This is a genomic window from Companilactobacillus furfuricola, from assembly GCF_003946325.1.
Lineage (GTDB): Bacteria > Bacillota > Bacilli > Lactobacillales > Lactobacillaceae > Companilactobacillus > Companilactobacillus furfuricola.
Genome location: NZ_RHNT01000006.1, coordinates 24,448 through 36,214, shown reverse-complemented (window position 1 = coordinate 36,214; position 11,767 = coordinate 24,448). Strand labels below are relative to the sequence as shown.

13 protein-coding genes are annotated in these 11,767 nt (G+C 38.2%); 9 read left to right on the top strand and 4 right to left on the bottom strand.

Translation table 11 applies throughout. The annotated features are described in order from the left end of the window. Positions 1-5: 5 nt before the first annotated feature. The 3 genes from smpB to EKM78_RS03325 all read left to right on the top strand — a co-directional run bounded on the left by smpB (position 6) and on the right by EKM78_RS03325 (position 2,202). Positions 6-476 (top strand): SsrA-binding protein SmpB, encoded by a 471-nt coding sequence (smpB, locus tag EKM78_RS03335; RefSeq protein ID WP_125769321.1) that lies wholly within the window; start codon positions 6-8, stop codon positions 474-476. A 261-nt stretch (positions 477-737) separates the two neighbouring features. Then, positions 738-1,109 (top strand): TetR-like C-terminal domain-containing protein, encoded by a 372-nt coding sequence (locus EKM78_RS03330; protein WP_125769319.1) that lies wholly within the window; start codon positions 738-740, stop codon positions 1,107-1,109. 511 nt (positions 1,110-1,620) lie between these two features. Beyond that, positions 1,621-2,202: a GNAT family N-acetyltransferase gene (locus tag EKM78_RS03325; RefSeq protein ID WP_125769316.1), complete on the top strand. Its 582-nt coding sequence runs from the start codon at positions 1,621-1,623 to the stop codon at positions 2,200-2,202. 920 nt (positions 2,203-3,122) lie between these two features. Here the strand turns inward: EKM78_RS03325 and EKM78_RS03320 are convergent. Together EKM78_RS03320 and EKM78_RS03315 are read right to left on the bottom strand one after the other, a co-directional pair. Beyond that, positions 3,123-3,662 (bottom strand): hypothetical protein, encoded by a 540-nt coding sequence (locus EKM78_RS03320; protein ID WP_125769313.1) that lies wholly within the window; start codon positions 3,660-3,662, stop codon positions 3,123-3,125. After that, positions 3,659-4,543, bottom strand: a complete 885-nt coding sequence (locus EKM78_RS03315; protein WP_125769310.1) for a Cof-type HAD-IIB family hydrolase — start codon at positions 4,541-4,543, stop codon at positions 3,659-3,661. The genes EKM78_RS03320 and EKM78_RS03315 overlap by 4 nt, the downstream gene beginning before the upstream one ends. 82 nt (positions 4,544-4,625) lie before the next feature. On the opposite strand from EKM78_RS03315, the gene EKM78_RS03310 reads away from it, so the two are divergent. Genes EKM78_RS03310 through EKM78_RS03295 form a run of 4 tightly spaced genes read left to right on the top strand, consistent with a single transcriptional unit; the run spans position 4,626 to position 7,233 of the window. Further along, positions 4,626-5,318: a uracil-DNA glycosylase gene (locus tag EKM78_RS03310; RefSeq protein ID WP_125769307.1), complete on the top strand. Its 693-nt coding sequence runs from the start codon at positions 4,626-4,628 to the stop codon at positions 5,316-5,318. A 2-nt stretch (positions 5,319-5,320) separates the two neighbouring features. After that, on the top strand, positions 5,321-6,289 hold the full coding sequence (gene pta / locus EKM78_RS03305) for a phosphate acetyltransferase (RefSeq protein WP_125769304.1): 969 nt from the start codon (positions 5,321-5,323) through the stop codon (positions 6,287-6,289). A 21-nt stretch (positions 6,290-6,310) separates the two neighbouring features. Further along, positions 6,311-6,772, top strand: coding sequence for a tRNA (adenosine(37)-N6)-threonylcarbamoyltransferase complex ATPase subunit type 1 TsaE (gene tsaE, locus EKM78_RS03300; RefSeq protein WP_125769301.1), 462 nt, complete (start codon positions 6,311-6,313; stop codon positions 6,770-6,772). Beyond that, a complete protein-coding gene (locus EKM78_RS03295; RefSeq protein WP_125769298.1) occupies positions 6,769-7,233 on the top strand; it encodes a GNAT family N-acetyltransferase in 465 nt (154 codons plus the stop codon). The genes tsaE and EKM78_RS03295 overlap by 4 nt, the downstream gene beginning before the upstream one ends. Here the strand turns inward: EKM78_RS03295 and EKM78_RS03290 are convergent. Both EKM78_RS03290 and EKM78_RS03285 read right to left on the bottom strand, forming a co-directional pair. Then, complete coding sequence (locus EKM78_RS03290) at positions 7,230-7,766, bottom strand: 3'-5' exonuclease (protein ID WP_125769295.1); 537 nt, start codon at positions 7,764-7,766, stop codon at positions 7,230-7,232. The two genes, EKM78_RS03295 and EKM78_RS03290, sit on opposite strands and share 4 nt — an antisense overlap. 3 nt (positions 7,767-7,769) lie before the next feature. Next, complete coding sequence (locus EKM78_RS03285) at positions 7,770-8,531, bottom strand: exodeoxyribonuclease III (RefSeq protein ID WP_125769292.1); 762 nt, start codon at positions 8,529-8,531, stop codon at positions 7,770-7,772. A 107-nt stretch (positions 8,532-8,638) separates the two neighbouring features. Between EKM78_RS03285 and murB the strand changes: the two genes are divergently transcribed. Further along, positions 8,639-9,559, top strand: coding sequence for a UDP-N-acetylmuramate dehydrogenase (gene murB / locus EKM78_RS03280; protein ID WP_125769289.1), 921 nt, complete (start codon positions 8,639-8,641; stop codon positions 9,557-9,559). Next, positions 9,546-11,690 (top strand): cation:proton antiporter, encoded by a 2,145-nt coding sequence (locus tag EKM78_RS03275; protein ID WP_125769286.1) that lies wholly within the window; start codon positions 9,546-9,548, stop codon positions 11,688-11,690. Before murB ends, EKM78_RS03275 begins: the two co-directional genes overlap by 14 nt. The last annotated feature ends 77 nt before the right edge of the window (positions 11,691-11,767 follow it).

Genomic DNA, 11,767 nt, shown 5'->3' with positions numbered 1-11,767 from the left:
GAACCGTGAAGAAACATCATGAAAAATCTGCTAATGAAGTAGCAACCAATCGAAAAGCGAGACATGATTATTCGATCCTTGATACCTATGAAGCCGGTATCGAATTGACCGGAACCGAGATCAAGTCGATCCGTGCTCGTAAAATCAATATCAAAGACGGTTTCGTCCAGGCAAGGGATGGTCAATTATGGCTTGAGAATGTCAATATTGCCATCTACGACCAAGGAAACCAGTTCAATCATGATCCATTACGTAATCGACGTTTATTACTTCATAAGAAAGAGATCCATCGCATTGTCGGTACTATTCAAGAAAAGGGTATCACCGTCATACCGTTAAAAGTCTATTTAAAACATGGCTTTGCCAAAGTATTGATCGGTGTTGCTCAAGGTAAGCGACAATACGACAAACGTGAAACAATTAAAAAACGTGATCAAGAACGAGAGATCCAACGCGCAACAAAATTGCGTTATTAGACTCGAGTCTGATCACGTTTTTTTGATTGTATATTTTGTGTAAACAAATCTTTACATTGTATAGTTATTGTTATCATACGTTAATACTTATCGTTATGATAAAATTTACTTATGGAAAATAATATTAATTTAACTCAAAAGCATCTGTTTTCCACAGCAAAAGACGCATTATCAAGTCGAATCATGGTCCGATATACAATAACTGATCTAGTACGACAATCTCAAAAGGGAAGAAGCGTCATCTATTATCATTTTGAATGTATGGAAGATTTCTACTTTGAACTTTTTGAGAAATACATAATTGGGGAAATCACGAAAGGATGTAACTCATATGATGAGTTAGTCGTTTCAGTTGTTGATTATATTTTGTCTAATAAAACATTATGTCTCAATCTAGCAAATCTCAGTATGATCTTAAAAAAGCCTGATTACTTATTAACTAAATTCGCCAACTGTTTTAAACGCTATGAGTTGCCGGAAGGTGCCATGGATGAAGCACAGCATCATTTGTTAGGAGGCTTAGTTCATACTGTACAAACTTGGTTTGAAAAAGATCTAAATGTTGCACGTGAGGAAATGATCGATCAATTAATCGAACAGGGCGATTTATTGAGAACCTACCTGAAGAACTGAACAAATTGCAATAAGTGTACTAGATCAATACAGAAGCTCTCTTTTGAGTATTTTCAAGATTGATTAATGTATTTAAAATGGTTTTTGTAGTAGAGATGATTTTCTACTATGTTGATGTCTTTTTATAATCGACTATACAGTATTTTGCAAAAAAGAACTGATGCCGCCTATCAGTTCTTTTTTTGTGGAGATGATTTTTGCTTGATCAATTATTAAGAAGTGTACCAGAATAAAACATTTTACAATTTCTGTTTATTTTCAGAAAATGATGAATCCAGTAAGCTAATAGTTGTAAGGAAAGGTGGGACATTTCCTTAAAAAAACAATAAAAGGAAGGTTGTGTTCAGTCCCAAAAAATTCATAATATATCAAAAAAGAACCTGCTGGTGAGGTTCTTTTTTTGTGAAAACAGTTTTCAAAAAAAATCGGCTTATTAATGTATTACCACTCGGAGATGCAAAAATTGTATTATTTATAATAAATACTGTATGATATTATCCGAGGTGAAATAATGTTAAGATATGCGCAAGAGGAAGATGCCGAGCAGATATTGCCCACGCTATTTCAAATCTTTGACGAAATGGAACTAGACGTTTTTAAAGAAATTGGAAACGAGACAATGATGCAAGTCATTAGAGAAGGGTTTGAATTACCAAATTATCGATATGGATTGGATCATATTTTGGTTAACGAGGTTGATGGCAGAGTTGCTGCCATCGCTATTAGTTATCCAGAAGAAGAAGAAGATCAAATCGATGCTCCTCTTATTAAAATATTAAAAAAACATGGGGTACATCAAGATACTTTGTTTACGGATAAAGAGGCTTGGCCAGGAGAATGGTACTTAGATTCATTCGCAGTAGCTCCAGAGTTTCAAAATAAAGGAATCGGAACTAAGACTTTGCAGAGTTTTATTGATTTATTGCGAGAAAAAGGTGAAAAAGTCCTTAGTTTGAATGTTGATGTTGATAATGAGCCAGCTAAGCATGTTTATGACAAAACTGGGTTTAAAAAGGTTGGCCAACTTTACATTGGTAGTCATTTGTATGATCATATGCAATATAATTTAGAAAATGAAAAGGAGGACGCATAATATTGTGCGTTCTTTTTTTGTATAGATGTAAGAGAGCCATGGCAGACAGAAGCGTTTTCTTTTGCTGGAGGTCTGTTAGTCTGTTTGGTGGTTGGGGTGGGAGGTAGTAGTTTTGTTGCTACGTTCAATGCCGACTCCGGGGCCCGGGGATACAGACGCTGGAACGTACCCGACACGATTTTGAGCTACCTGGGGAGTTCGCCCAGGCATCTCAAAACTTGGTCTTCCTCTAAGCTCCTTCGTCGCCAAGAGGAATTTGGGTACTGAGGTCTGTATCCCCGGGCCCCTCCGTCTAGATAGAGACAATATCCCCCCCCCTGGGTTGAGTTTTACCGATTTATTTTGTACAAATTGGCACTTTGTGCGCGTCCTATTTCTCACATGTCTATCTTAGTTTTCTACCATTGTTGGCAAGATCAAAACCAAAACAAAAACAAAAAACAGAAACAAAAGTTCAATTCCTGAATAAGGTTGTGCAAATATATGAGTGCTGAATTATTTTTCGTAGAAATTCATGCATGTAAGTCCTAGACTCAATGGTTTTGACTTTACAACTCGGAAGAGTTTTGAGATAGACAAGTGCAAAATAGGGCAGAAAGAAGTGCCAATTTGTGGATCTAGTCGGTAAAACTCAAACAAGAGAAGGATATCGATTACCAACCTAGGTGGAGGGGCGGGGCGCTATATGGGTTCAGCTGTGAAATTCCTCTTGGCGACGAAGGAGCTTAGAGGAAGACTCGTATTTGAGATTGTTCGGGTGGTCTTCCCGAATAAGCTCAAATCGACGTCTGAGGCGTTCCAATCCCATATAGCGCCCCGCCCCGGAACCGGCATTGAACGCACACCCAAACTACTATCTCAACCTAAAATAAAACAAAAAAATAGCCGCTTCAAAGCAGCTATAAAAACATCCATTTCCATCAAGATCTATCACAATTAAGATAAGACAACTTATTCTTCCCGTTCATATGAGTAAACCCATCATCAAACGGCTTCCCAGGAAGCTTAATATACTTATTCAGAAAAATCGCAATTAAAGTGCCACATTCCAGATCCTCAATATCGCGGATCCGAAGCTGCAATCCTGGTTGTCCCAAACTCAAAATAACTGGTGAAACTTCCATCACAGTATCGTGTTTACTCTTCACGTGATAATTAGAAAGAGGGATATTTCCGATTACATTCCAATTGATTTTACCAATATGAACATATTTAACTTCGATCATCGGAATAGTATTGATCGTAGCCACTTCTTTACCAGCGACTTCGATAGAAAAAATCCGCAAAAAACTATTCTTCATTTTGATCTCTGCAACTTTTTCATTTAATCGATTAAACAACTGGATCAGGTAGGGATCATCCTTACTACGTGTGGCAATGAAGACTGTTTCTTTGTTGATATTGGAAACGACCATCAAATTGCCAGATAACAAGTCAGCTGTTCGAATATATAAGTTCATTCACGATTACCTACGGTTTTGTTATTTTGGATTACTTTTTCGATTATTTTAGCAACACCATCGTTTACATTAGTATCCGTATGTTCGTCAGCTAGAGCGGTTATTTCGGGCACGGCATTTTTCATAGCTACGCCGATCCCGGCAGCCTTGATCATGGAATAATCGTTCATATTATCCCCGATAGCCATGACTTCTTCCGGATTTACGCCTTTTTGTTTGGCGTATTCCATCAGAGCCGAACCTTTTTGAGCATCGATACTATTGATCTCCAGATTATTAGGAGAAGATGATGTAATAACTATATCATCAATTACTCCTAAACTTGCCTTCAAAGGTTCAAAAATTTCATCCTGACGATTGTCAAAAACTAATAGCTTCATAACTTTAGTTTCACTATCATTCAAAATTTCGTCATAATCGTCAACATAAATAGTTTTGGCGTGCTTTAAAACAGCTTTTGTATCCGCTAAGGCTTTTTCGTAAGTTGTTGTGGGATTCAAGACGTTCAATAATTGAGCAATGCTGACAGTTCTTTTTTCAAGACTGTTGGAAAAAACACCTTTGTCAGTGATAAGCTCATAATATAAGTCGTGTTCATCCATATATTCGGCAACTTTTAAGGCACTCGTTTTGGAAACGGGATTACTTGAAACTAATTTTTCATCCTTACTGTAAACTTCTGCACCATTTAAGGTGATGTAACCAGGGTGGATCTTATTCATCAAAAAGGGTTTTGCTTCATCAAGTTGGCGGCCAGAGGCAATTAAGAAATCGATCCCGTTTGCGGTAGCGTGGTTGATGGCGTCAATATTTTTTTGTGAAATCATCATCTTTTCATTTAACAATGTTCCATCCATATCTGATGCGATGATTTTGATCATAATTCAGCCTCCATGCGTTAAACTTATAGTTGCATATTAACATATTTTTAAAATAATTTTTTCTAATAAGGTGTGTGTTGTTGTGAATAGATTTATCAAAAATGACTGGCAAGAAGTTCTAAATGACCAGTTTCAACAAGAATACTATCAAGAACTTCATGATTTCTTAAAAAAGGAATATGCTACCAAGGAAATTTATCCTAATATGTATCAAATTTTTCAAGCTTTTCAGTGGACGTCCTATCAAGATACTAAGGTAGTTATTTTGGGACAGGATCCTTATCATGAACCGGGACAAGCTATCGGCTGCAGTTTTGCGGTGGCACCAGGAGTGAAGATCCCACCGTCATTAGTCAATATTTATAAAGAACTCCAATCTGATGAAGGTTGTACACCAGTTAACCATGGCTATTTGAAAGCTTGGGCTGATCAAGGGGTATTATTGCTGAACTCAGTCCTGACGGTTAGACGAGGACAGGCTTATTCACACCGTGGTAAAGGTTGGGAAAAATTGACTGACTATGCCATTAAAGCTCTGTCCGATAAAGGCGGTGTCGTCTTTATTTTGTGGGGCAGTGCTGCTAAGAGCAAATCAGCTTTGATCGACACTTCTAAGAACACAATTATTTCCTCCGTTCATCCTAGTCCATTGTCAGCTTATCGAGGATTTTTTGGATCAAAACCATTTTCTCAAACAAATAAAGCGCTTTTACGATACAATGAAAGGGTAATCAATTGGCAATTACCAACGATTGTCAATGAAATGGAGGAATGATAATGGATTTATTTGATAGCTTGAAAGAAAAGGTAAATGGAAAGAATCTTACGGTTGTTTTCCCTGAGGGTGATGAACCTCGTATTTTAGAAGCTGCCGCAAAATTAAATAGTGAGAACGTTTTGAAGCCCGTCTTGCTTGGTGATGAAACGGAGATCAAACAAGTAGCCAGTGACAATTCTTTTGACTTAGGCGATATTGAAATTCTTAGTCCTAAGACTTATTCAGATTTTGAGGGTATGGTCGACGCTTTTGTTGAACGCCGTAAAGGAAAGAATACAAAAGAACAAGCTGAAGAAATGCTTCAAAATGTTAATTACTTTGGAACAATGTTAGTATATCTTGATAAAGCTGACGCAATGGTTTCTGGTGCAGTGCATTCAACTGGTGATACTGTTCGTCCAGCACTACAAATTGTTAAAACAGCTCCAGGTAACTCGCGTATCAGTGGTGCTTTCATCTTACAAAGAGGCGACGAGAGATACTTATTCTCAGACTGTGCTATCAACATCGATCCAGATGCTCAAACATTAGCCGAAGTAGCCGTTCAAGCTGCTAAATCAGCTAAGTTGTTTGATATCGATCCTAAAGTTGCTATGTTGAGTTTTTCAACTAAGGGCAGTGCCAAAGGTGATCAAGTAACTAAGGTTCAAGAAGCAACTAAATTAGCTAAAGAAATGGCACCTGATGTTCCGATCGATGGTGAATTACAATTCGATGCTTCATTTGTACCTTCAGTTGCAAACCAAAAAGCTCCAGGTTCAGAAGTTGCTGGACATGCCAATGTCTTCATCTTCCCAGAATTGCAATCAGGTAATATTGGCTACAAGATCGCTCAAAGATTTGGTGGCTTTGATGCCGTTGGTCCTATCTTGTTAGGATTAGACAAACCAATTTCTGACCTTTCACGTGGATGCAATGCTGATGATGTTTACAAGTTATCAATTTTGACTGCTGCTTTAGCACTTTAATTTACTTAATTGAGGAGAAAAATGCAGGAATATAGTTTACAGACTCATTCGTACCAAGATACCGAAACGTTCGGACAAAATTTTGCCAAGCTGATTGAACCAGGGGATGTCATTTTGCTCAATGGCGATCTCGGCGTTGGTAAAACGACCTTTACTCGTGGATTAGCACGAGGACTAGGGATCAAGAAAAATGTTAAAAGTCCTACTTTTACTTTGATCCGTGAATATCAAGACGGCAAGATGCCACTTTATCACATGGATGCTTATCGCCTTGAGAATAATATGGACGAGGACTTAGGTTTTGATGAATATTTCCATGGCAACGGCGTAACGGTAGTTGAGTGGCCACAGTTCATTAGAGATGAAGTCCCCAATGATCACATTTCGGTCAATATTAAACGTCAAAACGAAGATGACCGTGATGTTACTATCAAACTTTACGGTGATAAGTATGAGAAGAGAGATTTTGGAGCGATCGTATGAGTGAAGAACTAATTATTAGAGAAGCGATTCCTGACGATGCACAAAAGCTGATCGATTTTTTAAAGCAGGCTAGTCGTGAAAGTAGTTTCATCGAACATGAATCTTTAGACGGGGTAACAGTTGAAGATGAACAATTTTCGTTGGATCAGATCTACAATTCACCGCAAGATGAATTGATGATCGCCATTTTGGGTGATGCTATCATTGGTTTCACTCGTCTAGAAACAGTCGATGAGTATACTTCGGAACTAGGCATTGTCGTCGAGCAAGCATTGTGGAATCAAGGAGTCGGTTCATATTTAATGGAGGACATTCTTGCATTTGCTAAAGAAAGTCCTATCTCCAAAGTGGTTTTGGAAGTATATAAAAAGAACCTAGCTGCTATCCATTTGTACGAAAAACATGGATTTACAACTAGGTCTAAAAAGTCAAAGACATTAATAATGGAAAAGATGGTTTAGTTAGTTAACTTGACCATCTTTTTTATTTGCTCAACACCAAACTGTTGCTCAGTTTTAATCAAAATTTCAGCACAAGCGATCGAATCTGCTAAAGCATTGTGGTGATGTGCCAAATTGATATTTAAGCCTTTAGAAACAGTATCAAGCTTATGATTAGGCAATTCTGGATAAAATTTGCGACTAGTTTTAACGGTATCGATCGTTAAAAAGCTAGGCGGATAGATCCCATAATTGCTTAAAGTATTTTTCAAAACACTATTATCGAAACTAGCATTGTGAGCAGCCACTAAGTGCGAGCTGTCAAAAAGCGTTTCGATGTGTGGCCAGACTTGATCAAAAGTTGGGGCGTCTTTGACGTCACCCGGTCGGATATGGTGGATTTGGATGTTACGTGGGCTAAAATTCTCTTGTGGGTTGATGAGTGTATAAAAACTATCAACGATTTTACTTTCACGTACTAAGACTAAAGCTAGAGAACAGGCACTCGTGCGGTGTCCATTAGCAGTTTCAAAGTCCATCGAAACAAAGTTCATTAATTATTCACCTTCTAAATTTAATTCTAGTTCAACTGGGCAGTGATCAGAGCCGTAAACATCCGTCAAGATGTCAGCGTCTTTGATCATATCTTTACCGTTATTAGAAACGACAAAATAGTCAATACGCCAACCAGCGTTGTTTTGTCGGGCATTGAAGCGATAGCTCCACCATGAGTATTTCACCTCATCGGGATGCATATAGCGGAAACTATCGGTAAAGCCAGCATCTAATAGTTCACTAAATTTTGCTCTTTCTTCGTCAGAAAATCCAGGATTTTGATGGTTAGTCTTGTCATTTTTTAAATCGATCTCTTGATGAGCGACATTTAGATCACCGCACAAAACCACGGGCTTGTCTTGAGATAACTTTTGCATATGCTTTCTTAAAACATCGTCGTATCCCATACGAAAATCTAATCGTTTGAGTTTTTGTTGTGAATTAGGTGAGTAGCTGGTGATCAAGTAAAATTTTGGAAATTCTAAAGTGATCGTTCGACCTTCATGATTGTAATCTTCATCTTCTAATCCGAGTGTGACATTTAATGGTTTTTCTTTGGTAAAAATAGCAGTTCCCGAATAGCCTTTTCTTTCGGCATAGTTGAAATATTGATGATATCCAGGTAAGTCTAAATCTATTTGACCTTCTTGAAGCTTCGTTTCTTGAATACAGAAAACATCGGCATCGATCTGATCAAAAATATTTTTAAAATCATGTTTTACAACAGCACGCAATCCGTTCACGTTCCAAGATACTAATTTCATAAGTTTCCTCCTCAGGAATAATTGATTCCTATGTGTGATTATTCGTTATGTCTTACAGTATATGATAAAATTGTAAGTAGTCTATGTACACTAAGGAATGATAAAATTTGAAATTTCCAATTGATAAATTACCTAATATTGAATTTAAAACAAATGAACCATTAAGCAAATATACATTTACCAAAACAGGCGGTAATGCTGACGTATTGGCATTTCCAAAGACTCGTCAGGAACTAGTTGCCATCGTTAATACAGCTAGAGAAAACGACGTCAAAATAACCGTTATTGGAAATGCTAGCAACCTAATCATCAAGGATGGTGGCATCAGAGGCGTTGTGATCATCTTGCCAAACTTTAATCAGATCAAAGTTTCGGACAATAAGGTCACGGCTGAAGCTGGAGCCACTATTATTGATACTACCATTGCTGCTCAAAAAGCGGGACTAACTGGCTTGGAATTTGCAGCTGGTATCCCCGGAAGTGTTGGTGGAGCTGTTTTCATGAATGCAGGGGCATATGGTGGCGAGATCAAGGATGTCTTTGAATCAACCGAAGTGTTGATGCCAAATGGTGAAATCGTCAATTTTGATCATGAACAAATGGATTTTGACTATCGCCATAGCGTCATCCAAGAGAATGGTGGGATCGTTATTAGTGCTGTCTTCGCACTGAAGCCAGGAGATAAACAAGCTATTCAAGCTAAAATGGACGATTTAAATGAGCAGAGACGTTCTAAACAACCACTCGAGTATCCTTCATGCGGAAGCGTCTTCCAACGTCCTAAGGGGCATTATACAGGTCCTATGATCATTGAAGCAGGTCTTCAAGGTAAGATCATCGGTGGAGCACAAGTATCGATGAAGCATGCCGGTTTTATTGTTAACATTAATCATGCTACAGCTACCGATTACATGAATCTGATCCATTTGATCCAAAGAACTATTAAAGAAAAATTCGATGTCGACTTGAAGACAGAAGTTCGGATCATCGGAGAAGATAAGGCTGGTGAAGTCAGTGCTAATAGTTGAAACAATAATTCTGATCATCTCATTATTAATAGTGGCCAATATTATTAGCCACTATTTTGTTTCTATTCCCGCCAGTTTAATTCAAATCGTTGCGGGGGTTATCGCTGCCGTTACTATCAACGTTAAAATATCGGTCAATACTGAATGGTTCTTACTAGTCTTCATTGCACCGATCTTGTTTAATGATGGGAATCGTTTCCCTAAAAAGGAACTTTGGAAGTTAAAAGGACCGATCATGGGCAATGCCATCATTTTAGTTATTGTTTCCACGGTTGTTGGTGGTGCCTTAGTCAAATTTCTGATGCCAAGTTTACCTTGGGCAACGGCCTTCACTTTGGTCGCTGTTTTGTCGCCAACCGACCCCATTGCCGTACAATCGATCGCCAAAAAAGCCAAACTTCCTGATAAATTGATGCATTTGATCAGTGGTGAAAGTTTGATCAACGATGCATCTGGTTTGATCTGTTTCAAATATGCTGTCGCTGCCACAGTGACAGGAGCTTTTTCATTAGCCAATGCGACGATCGACTTTTTCTATATTGCTATTATTGGTGCTTTAGTTGGTGCCGTGATGATCTGGATCTTCAACGGTGTCCGGCTGTATTTGATTAATCAAGGTATCGATGATTCGATTTTACATGCTATTATTCAAATATTGATCCCATTTATTATTTACTATGTAGCTGAAGACGTGTTCCATGTGTCTGGTGTTGTCGCGGTCGTTATTGCAGGTATCTTAAACATTTCCTCAAGTCGGACGACCGGAGCATTCAGTCCCGAGATCCGTTTGGTCACTTCCAGAACTTGGGACATGCTCGTATACTTACTCAACGGATTCGTCTTTGTTTTGCTAGGTATCGAGATCCCGTTTGCTATGGAAGAATTGATCCATAACCAAAGTATGAATACTATTAAAGCTTTAGGTTTTGCTTTTGTGATCTGGGTCATGCTGACAGTGATCAGATTTCTTTGGAGTTATTTTTATTCAACATTTTTCGAACGGTCAGATCGAACTGACTTCAATTTCTTCTCAAAAGCCAGATTTTATTACTGCTTGATGTCAGGTATTTCTGGAGTTAGAGGGGCGGTTACGATGGTTGCTATTTTATCTCTGCCATTCGTTACTGACAGTGGAGCAGCTTTTCCAGCTAGAACGTTGTTGCTATTTATCGCTAGTGCTGTGATCATTTACAGTTTGATCGGAGCTACTATTTTGATCCCATTGATCACCAAGAACAGCGCGCCAATTACTTATCGTGGTAACGCGATCAATACTGACGATGATGATGACGAGGATGTTGATGTCGACAATAGTGCCGATGACACCGAAGTGGTTTCAACTAATCCGAATACTTTATCTGTTGAAAAAGCTAACCGTATCGTAATCGAGAAAACAATCAATAAATTACGTGAAGAAAATAAAAACGGGCGTGATCCCGTGTATACGACAGTTATCGCCGAATATGTCTTTAATTTGCACAACATTCAGTTACAATCTGATGGACCTAATCCTATCAGTAAAAAGCGCATCAAAGGTAAGAAAGATGCTGAGTTGTGGGATATTTGTTTCAATTGTGAATTGGAGGCGATCGAAGAGCTGTATGCTGCTAATGAAATTTCAGATGATGCCTATCAAACCGCTGTTAAGCGGATCGAAAAATACAAGCGAGATCTAGTAAAACACCATTACAATCAAACAGTTGAATTTTTCGTTGCTTATTTCAAGAGAACAGTTAAAGAGATCAGCAAGGTAATTCATATCCCATTCACAAAGCGTGAGGAAGTAGTCCAATACAACCGTGAAGCTATCAAGATCTCGATAGCTGGATCGCGGCGCGCATTGGAGAAACTCCGTGAGCTTGAAGAAACTGACAGTGAGATTGCCTATGACAACTTGCTCTATTTATTTCAACGCCATTACGAAGAACGCCTAGAACTTTTACAAGGCAGACGAAGGAATCACTCAGAACAATTCAATATTGATAAAGTCAATCTCGAAGTTAACGCCTTGAGTTTTCAGAGAGCGTTTGTTCTTGATCTATTGGAGCAAGGACGGATCAGTCGTGCTACAGCAAATACACTCAGAAAAAATATCAATTACAGTGAAGAAGTTATTAATTACGATATCTAGTAATCAATTAATGCCTATAAATGGGCTTTTATAATATTAATTATTTGCTATAATTGATTTCGAGCTAAGAGGGGTAA